Genomic DNA, 17,671 nt, shown 5'->3' on the forward strand with positions numbered 1-17,671 from the left:
AATAATTTCGGAAGGGGCTACTTAAGCCCCTTTCCGGGTTTCAGAAATCTAACATTATGGACAGAAATCAAGCGACAGGACTTATCCTTTTCGCAGCTGTGCTTTTGGTTTACACTTTCTTTTTTAGCGAACCGCAGCCAGTAACAGATGAGCAAAGTACCACTACTACAGAAAGCCTAGCTGAGGAAACTTCGCCAAAAAAGGCAGAAACAAGCCCTATCACATTACCTGACAGCCTACAAAATCTCCAAAACCAACAGCAATACGGAGAATTTGCAGCTTTGGTAACAGGCAATGAAGAGCAGGTTGTTTTAGAAAACGACCTAGTAAAAATCATTTTCTCTTCAAAAGGTGGTGAAATCAAAAGTGTTGAACTAAAGGACTTCAAAACCTGGTCAAAAGAGCCTCTTATCCTAATTGATGAGAAAAGCGCTGCCATTGATTACCAGATTCAAACTAGCAAAGGCCCGATCAGCCTTAATGAGTTTTATTTCAATTCTAGTATTGAGAACACCACTATTGAAGAAAATCCTGCTCAGAAACTTACTTTCACTGCCAATACTGGTTCTGGAAGCATCAAAAGGATTTACACCCTTCAATCGGACAAATACACGCTAGCCCAAAGTATCTCAGCCAATGGCATCAACAGCTTGACTGATCAGCGAATTGCCATCACTTGGGACAACAAATTGAAAAAGCAAGAAGCCGATATCAGTGAGTCCAGAAGAAAAACACATATTAACTATTTCACCAAAGAAGGTGATTTTGATAATTTAAGTGCTTCTTCTGATGAGGACAGCGAGCAGCTTTCTAGCCCTGTAAAATGGGTCGCATTCAAACAGCGTTTCTTTAGTGCTGGTTTGATCGCTGACGAGCAGTTCTCAGATGTCAACCTGGTACAAGCTACTCCTACAGACACCATGTCTGTGAAGGATATGACTGCAAGCCTTTCCCTTAACATGGTGAATGGCCAAGCAAACAACAGCTACTTCTTTGGCCCTAACAATTACAAACTCTTAAAAAAGGTAAGCCCTGAATTTGAGAAAAACGTAGACATGGGCTACTTCTTTGTAAGCTGGGTCAACAAATACATCATTGTCAACTTGTTCCATGTATTGGAAAAAGTCTTTTCCAACTATGGTATCATCATTATTTTGATTGTATTCATCATTAAGGCCTTCCTTTTCCCACTGACCTACAAGTCTTATATTGGAATGGCTAAAATGAGGGTAATCAAGCCTGAAATCGATGAATTGAAGGAAAAATACGGTGACGACCCTACCAAAATGCAACAGGAGCAAATGAAGCTCTTCGGACAACTTGGAGTAAGCCCTATCAGTGGTTGTTTGCCAATGTTGTTGCAGATGCCATTCCTGTTTGCCATGTTCTTCTTCTTCCCTAATTCAATTGAATTAAGGCAAGAGCCTTTCCTTTGGGCCCATGATCTTTCTACTTACGATTCCATCATCAATCTTCCTTTCACCATTCCTTTTTATGGTAACCACGTGAGCCTTTTCACCTTACTGATGACGGTTTCCCAAATAGTATATACGCGTTTCAACAACCAGCTGACTGCTGCGCAAGGCCCAATGAAGAACCTTGGTTACATTATGCCAGTGACCTTTATGTTTGTTCTTAACTCTTATCCTGCAGCCTTGAGTTTCTACTATTTCGTTTCCAATATGGTAACATTTGGTCAGCAAGCCTTGATCAAGCGTTTTGTGGATGATGACAAAATCCGTCAAAAAGTTGAAGACAACAAAAAGAAAAATGCCAATAAGAAAAAGTCCAAGTTCCAAGCTAGATTGGAAGAAGCTATGAAAGCTGCAGACGCTGGCAAAAAAAGAAAATAAGCCTAAACCTTAATTTCAAACAAATATAAAAGAGGAAACAGTAACTTGTTTCCTCTTTTATTTTAGCCATATGTAAACTTGGCATACAGGACATCTCCCTTTTAGTTTTAAATTAGCCATTAAAGCTTTCTTCTTATTCTTTGATAGAATTTGATCAAACACCTATAAAACAGTACTTATAAAAAGATTTTTTTACCAGAATTTATATTTTTTTCTTGCAGATTGAATTTTCCATTATTTCTCACGCAATTCAATTTTTAAGGTACAACAATGTTTTTTCAATAGATTTTATAGTAGAATTAGCCTCGCAGAAAATTAAAAATCAACCAGTTAATCAGTATCCACAACCCTATGTGGAAAACAAACTGTTTCATGTAAAAATTAAACTTATATCTTTGTGTAGCGTGAATTTGGCATTTTGGCAGAATTGTATGGATTGATGCCCAATTGATTTAATTATTATTAAATTCCAGTGAATTTTAAGTAATTTGCGTGATGGTTTTGCCCGGACGCTTAGAATTCTAAAGGATTTAACAAGCATCAAGAATGCTGTTTGAAAAATGTCAAAGCTTTGTACCGAAACTAACATGACCATTTGACACCAATACAATGGGAAAAATAGTAGCTATTGCCAACCAAAAAGGCGGTGTGGGTAAAACAACCACAGCCATGAATTTAGCAGCCAGTTTGGCTGTACTGGAGTTCAAAACTCTAGTAATTGACGCTGACCCACAGGCCAACACTACTTCAGGATTGGGACAAGATCCCAAAGAAATAGACAACAGTATCTATGAATGTATGGTTGATGGAGTGGACATCAGTTCCATTATTTACCACACAGACATTGAGCACCTAGACCTGGTCCCTTCACACATTGACCTTGTAGGTGCTGAAGTAGAAATGATCAACCTGGACAACAGGGAGGAAAAAATGCGTGAAGTAATCGGTAAGATCCAGGATCAGTATGATTTCATCATCATTGACTGTTCTCCTTCATTGGGTTTAATCACCATCAATGCCCTTACCGCAGCAAACTCTGTTATCATTCCTGTACAGTGTGAGTACTTTGCTTTGGAAGGCCTTGGAAAACTATTGAACACCATTAAAATCATCCAAACCAGACTCAACCCTGATTTGGAGATTGAAGGCATATTATTGACCATGTACGATGTAAGGCTGAGACTTTCCAACCAAGTGGTGGAAGAAGTACGACTACATTTTAAAAACATGGTCTTCAACACCATTATTCCGCGAAATGTCAAACTAGGTGAATCTCCAAGTTTTGGACTTCCTGCGATAGCCTTCGACGCCGAAGGTAAGGGAGCCCTGTCCTATTTGAACTTAGCCAATGAAATCGCGGAACGCAATGGCTTGGTAAAAATGAATTAACCTATTACACATCATGGCTGATAATCAAAAACCCATAAAAAGGAAAAAGGCACTGGGAAGAGGATTGGGTGCTTTATTGGAAGATTCTTCTAAAAAAGAAAATAATAAGGAAGAAAGGGATATCGTAATTCCAGCTGCAGGAATCCATGAGGTTCCATTGGCGGAAATTCAGGTAAACCCTTATCAGCCAAGAACCCATTTCGACAAAGATGCCCTGCAAGAACTTGCAGACTCTATCATTGTCCAAGGCATCATTCAGCCTATCACAGTTCGGAAATTAGCGGATCATGAATATCAGTTAATCTCGGGAGAGAGAAGATTCCAGGCATCCAAAATTGCGGGATTGGAATCCGTACCTGCCTATGTCAGGACTGCCAATGATCAGCAAATGTTGGAAATGGCCCTGATAGAAAATATCCAGCGTGAAAACCTTAACGCACTTGAAATTGCACATTCCTACCAAAGGTTATTGGCAGAATGTGACTTAAAACAAGAACAGCTGGGTGATCGAGTGGGAAAGAACAGGACTACAGTCAATAATTATCTTAGATTACTTAAGCTACCACCTGATATTCAGGCGGGCATTAGGGACAAAAAGATATCCATGGGTCATGCCCGTGCATTGATCAATATAGAGGAAGTTGACAAACAACTTGCTATCTACAAAAAAACCATTGAGGAAGAACTAAGCGTCCGAAAGGTAGAAGCTTTGGTAAAAGCCCTGCATAATGGGCCTGAGGAGGAAACCGTTACTGCTGAAAAGCCAGACTTGGATCCAGTCAAAAAATATGAATTGAGCAAGCTCCAACAAAGACTAGCTTCTCACCTTGGCAGCAGGGTAAGTCTAAAAATGGATCATAGGGACAAGGGAGAAATCAAAATACCATTTGGTTCTGCTGATGACCTAAACAGAATACTGGAAATACTTGAAATCATTTAAAAGTGAGCCGTTCTTATCTCAAATGTTTTCTTGAGGGAATAAAAAAAGCAATAGTTAACTATCCAAAAACTATTGCTGTTTTTGTTTTATTACCTCTATTCCAAATTCAATGTTTGGGGCAAGATATAAGGCAAATAGAGGCTGATACGACCAATCAACAGGAGATCATACTAAAAAAGAAAGCCAAAAACCCCAAAAAAGCGGCTTTACTTTCTGCCATTTTACCCGGAGCTGGACAAGTTTATAACGAAAAACCATGGAAAGTGCCGATTATTTATGGTGGAATCATAACTAATCTTTACTTTGTGGAATTCAATAATCGCAGGTACCAGCTTTTCAAGGATGCTTTGATCATTTACCGTGATGATGATGCGGAAACGGAAAACCCTTTCCCTAACCTTAATGAAGATGGTTTGATCAGAAATGTGGATTATTGGAGGAGAAACAGGGATGCAACTTATTTGATTTTCGGAGCCATATATGCACTAAATATCGTGGACGCCATTGTGGACGCCCACCTTTCAGGTTTTGACGTTTCTGATGACTTGACTTTGAAAATTCAACCTTCTGTAGAGTCCATGTATGCAAGTGGAAATTCAGTAGGAATATCAATAAAATTAAAATTTTAAATACTAGATGAATATTTTAATACTTGGGTATGGCAAAATGGGAAAAATCATCTCCCAAATTGCGGAAGAAAGAGGCCATACCATTGCTGGAAAGATTGATGAATCCAATGTTCACACACTGGATCAGCTTGACACTAAATCCATAGACGTAGCCATAGAATTCAGTCAACCTGATGCGGCTTTCAAAAACCTAACTTGGGCGATCAACCACCAGATTCCAGTGGTTAGCGGAACTACCGGTTGGCTGGACAAAAAAGAAGAAATCGAAAAACTAACCCTTTCCAATGATAGCGCGTTTTTCTATGCTTCAAACTATAGTATTGGTGTTAATATATTTTTCAAGGTCAATAGCTTTTTAGCCAAAATCATGAATGATCAATCAGATTATTCAGTAAAAATGGAAGAAATTCACCATACTGAAAAGAAAGATGCCCCTAGCGGTACTGCTATCACTTTGGCGGAAGGCATCATTGATAATATGGACAGAGTAAAACGTTGGAATTTGGACACAGATATGAACGGCGACGAACAATCTATCTCTATTACTGCCAAAAGAATTGATCCTGCTCCAGGCACCCATATCATCAACTACCAGTCTGAAATCGACGATATTGAAATCAAACACACTGCCCATAGTAGAAAAGGTTTTGCCCTTGGCGCAGTTTTGGTAGCTGAGTGGATCAAAGATAAAAAGGGAGTATTGTCAATGGATGATTTCCTTACCTTCTAATTAATCATTGTATAAAATGAGTTCAGAAAAAAAGAAAAAAGGTCCAGTTAGAGAATGGCTGGATGCCTTGGTTTTTGCGGTCATTGCCGCCAGTTTGATCAGGTGGTTATTTTTAGAACCCTTTACCATCCCTACTGCCTCAATGGAAAAATCCCTTTTAGTAGGTGATTTCCTATTTGTCAGTAAAATGCACTATGGTACCCGTACCCCACAAACTTTACTACAGGTACCGCTTACCCATCAAAAAATATGGGGAACAGATATCCCATCCTATTCTGATGCCATTCAGCTGCCTTACTATCGTCTTCCTGGCTTTAGCAATGTAGAAAGAAATGATGTCGTTGTATTCAACTACCCTGATGAATTTGAATATCCGGTAGATCTGAAAACCAACTATATCAAAAGGGCGGTAGCTATCCCTGGTGATGTGATCAGAATAGATGATACTCAACTGATCATCAATGACCAAGTTGCTGAAAATCCAGAGGAGATGCAATTCTCTTATGATGTGGTGCCAAACAGGATGTTGAATGCGGAATTCTTTGAGGAATATGACATCAATAGGGATTCTTACCATCCGTTCAATGGCATGTATGTGGTCTTCACCACGCCAGCTATTGCTAAGCAACTGGAAAACTCCCCTGTCATCAAGGAGGTCAAAATCCGAATTTATGAAAAGGACAATGGAGATCCGGACATCCACCCTGATGGATCCTATTATGGCTGGAACAGGGACAACTTTGGGCCGCTCAAAGTACCTGCCAAAGGTTGGACCATAGATTTGACAGAGGACAACGTTCGTAAATATGCCTTTACCATCAAAAACTATGAAGGCATAGACGATTTACGAATCGAGGCTAATCAGGTCTTCATCAATGGGCAAAAACAAGATAGTTACACCTTCACCCAAGACTATTATTTCATGATGGGTGATAACAGACACGATTCCTTGGACTCCAGATTCTGGGGATTTGTTCCTGAAGATCATATTGTAGGTAAGGCTTGGTTCTTGTGGCTATCACTCGATAAGCACAAAAGTATGTTCAGCAAAATCAGATGGGACAGATTCTTTAAAGGAATCCACTGATAGTATGAAATCAATAGCCCTGGTAGCTAGAAAAAAAAGGCGGCAAGAATCATTCTTGCCGCCTTTTTTATTACCAATTGATCTCTCTTTCTCCTTTTGATTTTAAATAATTATTGGTTTTACTGAAATGTCCACAGCCTAAAAAGCCTCTATGAGCAGATAAAGGACTGGGATGTGGTGCATATAATTTCAAATGCTTAGCATCTGAAATAAAGGCCGCCTTTTTCTTGGCATAAGCTCCCCAAAGCATAAACACCAATCCTTCTTTCTCTTCGGCCAGCTTTCTAATAACCGCATCAGTAAATTCCTCCCAACCCTTCTTTTGATGAGATCCCGCCTTATGGGCTTCCACAGTTAGAGTTGCATTCAATAATAAGACTCCTTGCTTGGCCCATCTTTCCAAATTACCATGTGACGGGACGGGTAATTGTAAATCATTTTTCAACTCCTTAAAGATATTCATCAATGAAGGCGGAAATGGCATTCCCTCCCGAACAGAAAAAGACAACCCATGAGCCTGCCCCGGACCATGATATGGATCCTGCCCCAAGATCACTACTTTCACTTTTTCAAAAGGGCATTTTTCAAAAGCATTAAAAATCTCACTGCCCTGAGGAAAGATTTTCTTTTCGCTATATTCCTTTTTCACAAAAGAGGCCAAGGTTTCAAAATAGGGTTTCTCAAATTCATCACCCAACTTTTCTTTCCAAGCCGCGTTTATTTTAACGTTCATTTACTTTATTTCTCTTGAGATTTATGAATAAACCCTTAATTTCGAACAAAAATCCTTTTAGACAAAGTTTTTAATGGTTACGGCAATCACCCAAGGCATTAAGGTTAGTGTAGAGGCAACCTATCAAGCGGAATATTCCAGTCCGCATCAGCAGCACTATGTCTTTACTTATAAGATTTCCATTGAAAACAACAGTGCCCATACCATACAGCTATTAAGGAGAAAATGGGAGGTTTTTGATGCTGGCTTGTCCACAAAAATCATTGAAGGGGATGGAGTCGTGGGACAGCAACCTGTACTGGAGCCTGGGAAATCCCACCATTATGTATCTGGCTGCAACCTGCGGTCAGGCTTAGGCAAAATGAAAGGAGAATATTATATGGAACGCCTCCAAGACGGACAGGTCCTAGCAGTTGAAATCCCTGAATTTCAACTGATTTCTGACATCTTCGACAATTAGACTGTGCTAAAAAGGTTATTCCCATTTTTTTCCTATCTCAAGTATTTTCTTCTCAAGGAAGATCGCCATTCTCTTCAGGCACCTTTTGCTTTTGAGGTTTATGAAGGCTTAAAATCCTTCAGCAAACAGCAGCCCAAAGATGAGGAGTTGATTAAGCTAAAAAAAAGGCTTTTATCCAATGACGATGAAATTAGAATTGAGGATTTTGGTGCCGGATCTATTCATCTAAAAAAGAACAAACTAAGGAAAGTTTCTGATATCACACGACATAGCAGTTCATCAGATAAATATTCCAGGCTTTATCAATACCTTTGCTCTTTGACCCCTGCGACCACTGTAATAGAGCTAGGAACCTGTGTAGGGATTAATACGTGCTATTTATCCAAAGCCACAAATGGCAAGCTTTACACCTTTGAAGGGGCATCTTCACTTGCTCAAGTGGCTCAAACTACATTTGCTACCTTTGACAATACTAGATTGATTGAAGGTAAAATACAGAAAAGTCTTCCCTCATTTTTAGAAGACATTACCCTATTGGATTTTGTACTGATCGATGCTCACCATACCTATGAAGCTACCTTGCTTTTCTTTGAACTGATAAAACCTAAATTGCATAATGATAGCATCGTAGCCATTGGGGACATTCATTGGTCACCAGAAATGCAAAAAGCTTGGGAACAAATCAAAACACATGCAGAAGTCACCATGAGCATGGATTTTTACGAATGTGGTATTCTGTTTTTCAAGAAGGGGATCAATAAAAAACACTACATCCTTAATTACTAATTTCAGCCTTTCACAGCTTTAAAAAACAGCTCTGCCCCTTCCCTTTCTTTGATACTGTTATAACATCTTTCCATTTTAACTACTTTCAGTTCAGGCTCAAAACATTTTAAATACTCCGCCTTATTACCTCCAAAAGGCGGTCCAGATTTCCCAAAATCCACACCAAACAATACTCCTACTAATTTCCCTGTAGGCTTTAACAACTGCGCCATTTTATATGCATAATCTTTTCTAAGCGAAGGATTCAAAGCACAAAAGAAGGTCTGCTCAATTATCAGATCATATTGTCCAGTATGGTCAAAGAAATTTTCGTGAAGCAAATGATCCGATGGAAAAACCGGATTTTCTTTGGCAAATTTCTGTAAAGGCAATAAAGATATATCCAAAACATGTACATTTTTGAAGCCATGATTATGGGCATAAGCCGCCTCATAAGCATTTCCTGCGCCTGGAATTAGAATCTTTATCTCTTTATTCACAATTTGGTCTAAATATTGCTTTAAGGGATTTGTAGCTTCACCTACATCCCAACCCGTTTGGTTTAGGTGATACCTGTAAGTCCAGTAATTTTCATCAAAAAGTTCTGAAATAGTCATTATAGTGCAAATAAGGCCTAACTTTCTACATTATGAGTACTAATTTACCTGAAGAAAAATCATCCCGAAACGAAAAGGGAAAAAACATTTTAATAATCATTTTACTGGTGCTGGTTGTTATCAGTGGAGTAAAACTTTATTTGGACAGTGTAGATAAATCCCAAAAAACTGAAGAGATCCTCATTCTATCAGAGGACAACAACAACTTGAACCTGAGAATTGATTCCATGGCCTATCAGCTTGATCTAAGAATCAATGAAATACAAAAACTTGGTGGAAATGTAGATTCTTTAGTGATGTTAAAGGAGCAATTGATTCAAGAACGTAACACTGAAAGAAACAGATCAGCCTCAGAAATAGCTGCCTTGAACAAGAAGATTGACAGCTTTTCTACCGTTTTAACAGACAAAGACCAAGAGATTACAAGGCTAAAACAAGTTAACGAGCAGCTTTTCACGGAAAACCAAGACCTTAAGACTTCTAAAGCTGAAATTGAAGATTCCATAGTACAGCTTAATCTAAAACAAGAAGAACTTGAAGAGAAGGTCAATATTGCCCAAAAACTATATGCAGAAAACATTGTCATATCCGCTGTCAATTCCAGGGGCAAGGAAAGAGAAGGGTCTTTCAGAAACAGACAATTGGAAAAACTTAAAATATCCTTTGATATTGCTGAGAATAAAGTAGCTGAACCAGGAACAAAAGACATCTTTGTTCAGGTCGTAGCCCCCAACAATCAAGTGATATTTGACATTGCCAAAGGATCTGGCACTTTTACTATTGACGGCCGAGAAGAATTCTTCACTGCTAAGCAGGACATCCTATTTGACAATACCCAAAAGAAACTGATATACCTGTATCAGAAAGAAACTGATTATCCAGAAGGCATCTATGAAGTTAAAATCTATTCAGAAGGATTTAATATTGGCAACAAAAAGTTTGAAATCAAATAATTGATTTTTCAAGTTTGACATATTCATTTTTACCAATTAAAAGCACCTGTGGGCAAATCCTACAGGTGCTTTTGTTATTTTTGTACATTATTCTTTTTAAATGGCCCAGCAACAATCAATTATCCCACAAAAAGCCATTCACTTTTTTGATTAATTGAAATAAAGCCCTAATTTTGCGATCTGTTTAAATAATTACATCTAAACAATTATCAAATGTTCCAAAGAAATTATGAAACGGTATTCATTTTAACTCCCGTTTTGTCTGATGTTCAGATGAAGGATACCGTAGACAAGTTCATCAACTTGTTAAAAGAAGAGGGAGCAGACATTATCAATGTTGAAAATTGGGGTCTTAAGAAGCTAGCTTACCCAATCGAAAAGAAAAGCACTGGTTTCTATGTACTTGTAGAATTCAAGAGTATTCCAACTTTGATCAAGAAGTTTGAACTTGAAATGAGAAGAGACGAGAAAGTAATGCGTTTCTTGACTACAGCTCTAGATAAGCATGCTATTGCTTACGGAGAAAGAAGAAGAAAGGGTGAATTCAACAAAAAATCTGAAGTAAAAGAGGAGGCTGCAAAATGACACTTAAGAACGAACCAATCAACAGAGAGCAGAATAAAAAGAAGTACTGCCGATTCAGAAAATTAGGCATCAAGTACATCGATTATAAAGATCCTAACTTCTTATTGAAGTTTGTGAATGAGCAAGGTAAAATCCTTCCTAGAAGACTTACTGGAAACTCTGCGAAATACCAGAGAAAAGTGGCTAACGCCATCAAAAAAGCTAGACATTTGGCCTTGTTACCTTATGTAACTGACGGACTGAAATAATCCGGCCCTGTTCTATTCAATACTTATTAAATTAGACAACTACAATGGACGTTATCTTAAAAACAGACATAAAAGGACTTGGCTATAAAAACGACTTAGTTGCTGTAAAACCTGGATATGGAAGAAATTACCTTATCCCTCAAGGTTTTGCTGTATTGGCCACTGCTTCCAACAAAAGAATTCTTGAAGAAAATATCAAGCAAGCCGCTCACAAAGCTGAGAAAATCAAAACTGAAGCTGAAGATCTAGCCGCTAAAATCGAAGGTCTTTCTCTTGAGATCAAAGCTAAAATCGGTGATTCTGGTAAAATCTTTGGTAAAGTAACTACGCTTCAGATTTCTGATGCACTTGCTGCTAAAGGTGTTGAGGTTGATAGAAAGAAAATCGCTATCAGCACTCCTGTAACTGGAGCTGGTGAATACCAAGCAGAAGTTGATCTTCACAGAGAAGTAAAAACTGAGGTTAAATTTGTGGTAGTAGCTGAATAATCCCAGCACTTACAAATCAAACATAATTTTAAAGGCTATCCGCTACGGCAGATAGCCTTTTTACTTTTTTGTCTCTGAAAAGAATTAAGCTGTCGCTACTTTTTCCAGATCATCCAATAATTTCTTGGAAACAGCCCTACTGTTTTTCTCCTTAACTGCTTTTAAGGTAGTAAGTGCCGCCCCACTCTTTTCGATCAATCCTGACGGGTTACTGTCATGTCTGTAACTACCCAGACACCATTCCAGTTCTGCCACCAATTGATCTTCTACCTTTAATTTTTGTAATTTCTCGACTGTTGCCTCAACTGTTTTCTCTAAAGTGACTGTTTTCATAATGCTAATGGTTTGTTTATGCTTTTTATTACGTGAATGGCACTAAAAATAGATCATATCGATCAAACATTCAATAAGTTACATTAATTTTTAACATAAAAACATCAAAAAGCATATATTATTAACGGACCATTAATTTTACATCAATTTCTAGCTTAAAACCGAACATTGACTCAATTTATTTAATTTAGCTCCATGTTACTTCAAACAAAAATTCAAATTCCCCACTTTGAAAATCAAATAAATTATAATCAGGAAATTCTGACTATCGGTTCATGCTTTTCAGCAGTGATTGGACAAAAGCTATTGGAGAGAAAATTCAAGACTTTAAACAACCCATTTGGAACAATTTTTAATCCTCTGTCCATTATTAAACTTCTTCAATACTCATTGAATGGAAAGTTTTTTTCGGAAGACCTTATCACCCAACATCAAGGAAGGTATCTCCATTATGATTTTCATTCTGATATTTCAGGAAATTCTCCTTCTGATTTAATGGAAAAAATTAAGGTGAGCACCGAAAGAACGGCTAAAATCCTGAAAGAAGCATCTGCTTTAATCATCACTTTTGGCACTGCCCATGTCTACGAGTACATTAAATCCAGCACTACAGTAGCCAATTGCCATAAACAAGCTGGCCAACTTTTCAATAAAAGATTATTATCCATTAGTGAAATACTCCATGACTTTGATCTTTTTCATAATAAGCTAATCCAAATCAATCCCAATATTCAAATTATCCTGACCGTAAGTCCTGTTCGCCATATCAAAGATGGCATAGCAGAAAATCAACTCAGCAAGTCCTTATTAAGACTACTCTGCCATGAAATCAGTTCGCAATATGCACAGGCCAATTATTTTCCAAGTTATGAAATCATGATGGACGAATTGCGGGATTATAGATTTTATAAAGAGGATATGATCCATCCCACTGCTCAAGCGGAAGACTATATCTGGGAAAGGTTTTCTCAATCTTTTTTCTCTGAGGATACTAGAAATAAGATCCTACTTATTGAGAACATAATAAAGTCTCTCTCCCACAAGGCATTTAACCCTAAAGGAGGCGCCCATCAAAAATTTTTATCAAATCTCCTGTTGAAAATGGAACAATTGGAACCTGAATTTGATTTTTCAGATGAAATCAATCAGGTCAAAGCCAAATTCAATCCAACTAATTAAGCCCTTATCAGTATGAGCAAAAAGACCAATCAACTCATAAACAGTCAAAGCCCTTATCTTTTACAACATGCCTATAATCCAGTAAACTGGTACCCTTGGGGACCTGAGGCCTTGGAAAAGGCAAAAAGTGAAAACAAGCCTATCCTGGTATCCATTGGTTATTCAGCCTGCCATTGGTGCCATGTCATGGAGCATGAAAGCTTCGAAGATGAGGCCACTGCAGCTATCATGAATGATCACTTTGTTTCCATCAAGATTGATAGGGAAGAACGCCCTGACTTGGACAATATTTATATGGATGCAGTCCAGGCAATGGGATTACAAGGGGGATGGCCGCTCAATGTTTTCTTGATGCCCAATCAAAAACCATTTTACGGGGGCACCTATTTCCCCAATGCCAATTGGAAAGGGCTACTTCAAAATATTGCCGATGCTTATGAAAAGCATTATGATGACCTAGCTAAAAGTGCAGAAGGCTTCGGAAACAGCATTAAGTTAAAGGAAAGAGAGAAATATGGATTGAATGCCAATGAAAATAACCTTTCAATAGATGAGCTTGAGCATATCTGTCAAAAGCTCACCAGTCAAATGGATGACAAATGGGGCGGAATGAACAGGGCCCCAAAATTCCCCATGCCATCTATTTGGAACTTTTTATTGGATTATGCCAATATCAAACAGGACCAAGAAGTCAAGGACAAGGTTCTTTTTACCCTAAAGAAAATAGGGATGGGAGGTATCTATGACCACCTTGGAGGTGGATTTGCCAGGTACTCTGTAGATAGCGAGTGGTTTGCCCCCCATTTTGAAAAGATGCTCTATGATAATGGGCAACTGTTATCTCTTTTTGCTAAAGCTTACCAAGTCAGTGAGGAAGACTTCTTTAAGGAAAAAGTAGATGAAACCATTGCTTGGCTCAACAAAGAAATGCTTCAGGAAGAAGGTGGCTTCTTTGCGGCTTTAGATGCAGACAGTGAAGGAGAAGAAGGAAAATTCTATACCTGGAGCTTCGAAGAACTAAAAAGCCTACTTGGAGAGGAAGAAGCATGGTTTTATGATCTGTATAATATTTCAGAAAATGGCAACTGGGAAAATGGTGTCAACATTCTTTTTCAAACCTCATCTTACGAGGATATTGCTGTTAAATTTGGCTTTTCTGAGCAGAAACTAAAGGACAAAATCAAAACCACAAAAGAAAGGCTATATAAAGTCCGAACAAATAGAATTAAGCCCGGATTGGATGACAAAATCCTTTCTGGCTGGAATGGATTATGCATATCTGGATTGGTCCAAGTTTATTGGGCAACAGAAAACCCGCTTGCTAAGGAAATGGCCGTACAAAACGGCGAGTTTCTATTAAAAAAGATGATTAAAGGAGATAAACTGTTTAGGTCTTACAAAAATAACCAAGCCTATACCCCTGCATTTCTGGAAGATTATGCTGCCATCATACAAGCTTTTATCAAATTGTACCAACTGACCTTTGACGAAAAATGGCTAAAAAAGGCCAAAGAACTTACGGATTTTTGCTTACGACATTTCTATGACCAAGAAGACCATCTATTTTATTTTAACAATCCTGATGCAGAGGAATTGATCGCCAATAAGAAAGAAATCTTTGACAATGTCATTCCTTCTTCCAATGCTATCATGGCGGAAAACCTTCACCATTTAGGCCTTTATTACTATGATAATTATTACAGCCATCTTTCCGATAAACTTTTGGGACTGATCAGGTCAATATTGGTAAAAGAGCCAGGTTATCTTACCCAATGGGCCAGCGTTTACTTATCCAAAAAAGCCACAACACCTGAAATAGCCATCATTGGAAATGGAGCCAAGGAATTAGCCCTTGCTCTTCATCAAACTTACATAGGACCTAAGGTACTGGCGGCTAGTGAATCTTTGGACGCTGTTCTTCCCCTTTTACAACATAAGGTGGCAGATTCGAGTGGAAATGCTTTAATTTACGTTTGTTTTGACAAGGCGTGCCAGCAACCGGTAAGCGATGTCAAAGCTGCAGTAAAACAATTCCCGAACCTAGCTTAAGCATACTTGGAAAACCTATTTGGAGAAACTTTTGAGACTGACGGTGACAAACAAGCAGCTGCAATTTTTGCGGATGTAATACTTCCTGTACCTATACCTAAAATGTTCACTTATCGTATCCCTCGAAATCTTGAGGATAATATTGGGATCGGTTATAGGGTGATCGTACAATTTGGCAAAAAGAAGGTGTTAACGGGAATTATTGGAAAGGTTCATCAAAAACCTCCAGAGGCTTATGACGCCAAGCCTATCTTGGAATTATTGGATGAAAATCCAGTTGTAAATCCACTACAAATCAAATTCTGGTTTTGGATGGCAGAATATTATTGCTGCCATATTGGTGAAGTGATGAATGCAGCGCTTCCTTCTGGGCTTAAACTCAGCAGTGAGAGCAAAATTCAACTCAACCCATCCTTTGATCTCGATAACTGTAATTTCCCAATTGATGGCAGGGAAAAGGTCATCCTGGATGTGCTCTTGGAAAAGGATGAACTGTCTTATGAAGATTGTGGAAAACTATTAGGCATCAAATCTTCCTATGCCATCATCAAAAGTCTGGTGGCCAAAGAAGCGGTATTGGTATTTGAACAGGTTAGAGAAAAATACAGTCCAAAGGTAGAAACAAGAATAAGATTAACTGAAGCCTACAGAGAATCCAAAGAAGCTCTTGGAGGCTTATTTGAACAAATCAGCAAAAAGCCCAAACAGGAAGAGGTACTTTTGAAATACCTCCAAGAAGTACCCGTACATCAAAACCCTGAACTAAACGAACAAGGTTTAGAAAAAAAGGTAATCATAGATGCAGGTTTATCGGCAAGTTCTTTAAAAACATTAGTAAAAAATGATATCCTTGAAGAGTTCAAGGTTATCGTCAGTAGGTTTGATCAATTAAAAGGCTCAGAAGAAGAAATTAAGCTTGCGGACTTCCAAGAAGCCGCCCTGTCCAGTATAAAAGAGCAATTTACCCAGAAGAACTCCATTCTCTTACACGGGATTACAGGTAGTGGAAAGACTGAGATATATATTCACCTGATACAAGAAGCTTTGGACAGCGGTTCTCAGGTTTTGCTATTATTACCTGAAATCGCCTTGACTACACAAATTGTAGGCCGACTCCAGAAAGTTTTCGGCAGCAAAATGGGCATTTACCACTCCAAATTCTCAGACAATGAACGGGTAGAGGTTTGGCAAGGAGTACTTAGCGGTAAGTTCTCCTTTGTGGTTGGTGTGAGATCATCCATCTTTCTGCCTTTCGACAGCCTAGGTTTGGTAATTGTGGATGAGGAACATGAGCCGTCATTTAAGCAGTTTGACCCCGCTCCCCGCTTCCAGGCCAGGGACGCTTCCATCATGCTTTCTTGGCTGCACCAAGCCAAAACCCTATTAGGAAGTGCCACACCATCATTTGAATCTTTCTACAATGCCAGAATGGATAAATATGGTTATGTAGAACTTAGCAGGCGTTTTGGTGAGGCCCAGTTACCTGAATTCCATCTTGCGGACATACTATCCGACAAAAAGAAAAACCTCCTTAAACTGGATTTTACCAGAATCATGAGGGAGAAAATCCAAGAAGCACTCAATAATCAAGAACAGGTTTTGATATTTCAGAACAGAAGAGGCTATGCCCCCTATATGTCCTGTGAAGAATGCGGTTGGATTCCTGAATGCGAACACTGTGATGTCAGCTTGACTTACCATCAATACAGTGAGGAAATGCGCTGCCACTATTGTGGCTTCAAAGAAAAGGTCCCTAGATCCTGCCCAGCATGTGGAAGCCATGAGCTCAACACTGTGGGTATGGGAACAGAACGTATTGCCGAAAGTTTATCATTACTTTTCCCCGAGGCTAGAATCGGGAGAATGGATTTGGATACGACAAGAAGCAAGTTTGCTTACCAAAGGATTCTTGAAGAGTTTGGGATGGGTAATTTGGACATTCTCGTGGGCACCCAGATGATCACCAAAGGGCTTGATTTTGACAATGTCACTGTGGTGGGCATAGTCGATGCTGATCGCATTTTATATTTCCCGGATTTTAGAGCCGGCGAAAGGGCTTTTCAGCAAATTACCCAAGTGGCAGGAAGAGCGGGTAGAAGGAATAAAAAAGGCCATGTGATCATTCAGAGCAGAAAACCTGACAATGAAATTTTCAGGCAGGTGATCCAAGGGGAATACCAACAATTTTATATTAATGAAATGGGAGAAAGGAAACAGTTCTTTTACCCTCCCTTCGTCAAGAATATTAAAATCACGACCAAACATAAGGAGTTTACTGTTGCTGAAAGAGCGGCAAAACAGCTCAGCAATTTACTCAAAGAAATACAAGTCAAAAAAATAATTCTTGGCCCAGAAAAAGCCCTGATTGGAAAAATAAAAAATCAATACCTCTTTGACCTACTGATCAAATTGGACAAGAATGGACAGGCCCCTGCCATATTCAAACATGAACTTAACTTGGTAATAGAAGAACTAAAAAGTAAAAAGGAATTTAAATCAGTTCGATTTGTAATTGATGTAGACCCTTATTAAGTGAGGATATAAAGCCATAAGTTGTGTTTTTTGGCAGTTAAAACAATAGTATTATATATTTCGGTATTATAGCCTGACAAAGCTTGAACATAATCTTTAAT

18 protein-coding genes are annotated in these 17,671 nt (G+C 38.6%); 15 read left to right on the forward strand and 3 right to left on the reverse strand.

From position 1 onward, the window contains the following. The first annotated feature begins 56 nt into the window (after positions 1-56). The 6 genes from yidC to lepB all read left to right on the forward strand — a co-directional run bounded on the left by yidC (position 57) and on the right by lepB (position 6,628). Positions 57-1,853, forward strand: a complete 1,797-nt coding sequence (gene yidC, locus KMW37_RS01885; RefSeq protein ID WP_215222901.1) for a membrane protein insertase YidC — start codon at positions 57-59, stop codon at positions 1,851-1,853. Between the two features lie 609 nt (positions 1,854-2,462). Beyond that, a complete protein-coding gene (locus KMW37_RS01890) occupies positions 2,463-3,242 on the forward strand; it encodes a ParA family protein (protein WP_215222902.1) in 780 nt (259 codons plus the stop codon). Between the two features lie 13 nt (positions 3,243-3,255). After that, on the forward strand, positions 3,256-4,182 hold the full coding sequence (locus KMW37_RS01895; RefSeq protein ID WP_215222903.1) for a ParB/RepB/Spo0J family partition protein: 927 nt from the start codon (positions 3,256-3,258) through the stop codon (positions 4,180-4,182). 113 nt (positions 4,183-4,295) lie between these two features. After that, the gene (locus KMW37_RS01900) at positions 4,296-4,811 is read left to right on the forward strand and encodes a DUF5683 domain-containing protein (RefSeq protein ID WP_246581287.1); all 516 of its coding nucleotides are present in this window, start codon (positions 4,296-4,298) and stop codon (positions 4,809-4,811) included. Positions 4,812-4,818: 7 nt separating this feature from the next. Further along, entirely contained in the window at positions 4,819-5,541 is a 723-nt protein-coding gene (gene dapB / locus KMW37_RS01905; RefSeq protein WP_215222904.1) for a 4-hydroxy-tetrahydrodipicolinate reductase, read from the forward strand. A gap of 16 nt (positions 5,542-5,557) precedes the next feature. Beyond that, positions 5,558-6,628, forward strand: a complete 1,071-nt coding sequence (lepB, locus tag KMW37_RS01910) for a signal peptidase I (RefSeq protein WP_215222905.1) — start codon at positions 5,558-5,560, stop codon at positions 6,626-6,628. Between the two features lie 70 nt (positions 6,629-6,698). Here the strand turns inward: lepB and ung are convergent, their stop codons facing one another. Beyond that, the gene (ung, locus tag KMW37_RS01915) at positions 6,699-7,361 is read right to left on the reverse strand and encodes a uracil-DNA glycosylase (protein WP_215222906.1); all 663 of its coding nucleotides are present in this window, start codon (positions 7,359-7,361) and stop codon (positions 6,699-6,701) included. Between the two features lie 73 nt (positions 7,362-7,434). Here ung and apaG point away from each other — a divergent pair, with 73 nt between their 5' ends. Both apaG and KMW37_RS22580 read left to right on the forward strand, forming a co-directional pair. Beyond that, complete coding sequence (gene apaG, locus KMW37_RS01920; RefSeq protein ID WP_215222907.1) at positions 7,435-7,821, forward strand: Co2+/Mg2+ efflux protein ApaG; 387 nt, start codon at positions 7,435-7,437, stop codon at positions 7,819-7,821. A 3-nt stretch (positions 7,822-7,824) separates the two neighbouring features. Next, positions 7,825-8,607, forward strand: coding sequence for an O-methyltransferase (locus tag KMW37_RS22580; RefSeq protein WP_215222908.1), 783 nt, complete (start codon positions 7,825-7,827; stop codon positions 8,605-8,607). Between the two features lie 2 nt (positions 8,608-8,609). Here KMW37_RS22580 and KMW37_RS01930 read toward each other — a convergent pair whose 3' ends face one another. Then, a complete protein-coding gene (locus KMW37_RS01930; protein WP_215222909.1) occupies positions 8,610-9,203 on the reverse strand; it encodes a class I SAM-dependent methyltransferase in 594 nt (197 codons plus the stop codon). 32 nt (positions 9,204-9,235) lie between these two features. Here KMW37_RS01930 and KMW37_RS01935 point away from each other — a divergent pair, with 32 nt between their 5' ends. The 4 genes from KMW37_RS01935 (at position 9,236) to rplI (ending at position 11,477) form a co-directional block, all read left to right on the forward strand. Beyond that, a complete protein-coding gene (locus KMW37_RS01935) occupies positions 9,236-10,156 on the forward strand; it encodes a coiled-coil domain-containing protein (protein WP_215222910.1) in 921 nt (306 codons plus the stop codon). A 213-nt stretch (positions 10,157-10,369) separates the two neighbouring features. After that, on the forward strand, positions 10,370-10,741 hold the full coding sequence (gene rpsF, locus KMW37_RS01940; RefSeq protein ID WP_215222911.1) for a 30S ribosomal protein S6: 372 nt from the start codon (positions 10,370-10,372) through the stop codon (positions 10,739-10,741). Continuing rightward, complete coding sequence (gene rpsR / locus KMW37_RS01945) at positions 10,738-10,989, forward strand: 30S ribosomal protein S18 (protein WP_186756360.1); 252 nt, start codon at positions 10,738-10,740, stop codon at positions 10,987-10,989. The genes rpsF and rpsR overlap by 4 nt, the downstream gene beginning before the upstream one ends. 44 nt (positions 10,990-11,033) lie before the next feature. Further along, the gene (gene rplI, locus KMW37_RS01950; RefSeq protein ID WP_215222912.1) at positions 11,034-11,477 is read left to right on the forward strand and encodes a 50S ribosomal protein L9; all 444 of its coding nucleotides are present in this window, start codon (positions 11,034-11,036) and stop codon (positions 11,475-11,477) included. Positions 11,478-11,561: 84 nt separating this feature from the next. On the opposite strand, the gene KMW37_RS01955 is transcribed toward rplI, so the two are convergent. Then, complete coding sequence (locus tag KMW37_RS01955; protein WP_215222913.1) at positions 11,562-11,810, reverse strand: hypothetical protein; 249 nt, start codon at positions 11,808-11,810, stop codon at positions 11,562-11,564. A 195-nt stretch (positions 11,811-12,005) separates the two neighbouring features. On the opposite strand from KMW37_RS01955, the gene KMW37_RS01960 reads away from it, so the two are divergent. From KMW37_RS01960 to priA, 3 genes are read left to right on the forward strand one after another with little or no spacing between them, the layout of a single operon-like run. Further along, entirely contained in the window at positions 12,006-12,989 is a 984-nt protein-coding gene (locus tag KMW37_RS01960; RefSeq protein ID WP_215222914.1) for a GSCFA domain-containing protein, read from the forward strand. Between the two features lie 12 nt (positions 12,990-13,001). Next, complete coding sequence (locus KMW37_RS01965; protein ID WP_215222915.1) at positions 13,002-15,038, forward strand: thioredoxin domain-containing protein; 2,037 nt, start codon at positions 13,002-13,004, stop codon at positions 15,036-15,038. A gap of 6 nt (positions 15,039-15,044) precedes the next feature. After that, positions 15,045-17,570 (forward strand): replication restart helicase PriA, encoded by a 2,526-nt coding sequence (gene priA, locus KMW37_RS01970; protein ID WP_215222916.1) that lies wholly within the window; start codon positions 15,045-15,047, stop codon positions 17,568-17,570. Positions 17,571-17,671 lie beyond the last annotated feature (101 nt).

The sequence above is a fragment of the Echinicola shivajiensis genome (genome assembly GCF_018642165.1).
Taxonomy (GTDB): domain Bacteria; phylum Bacteroidota; class Bacteroidia; order Cytophagales; family Cyclobacteriaceae; genus Echinicola; species Echinicola shivajiensis.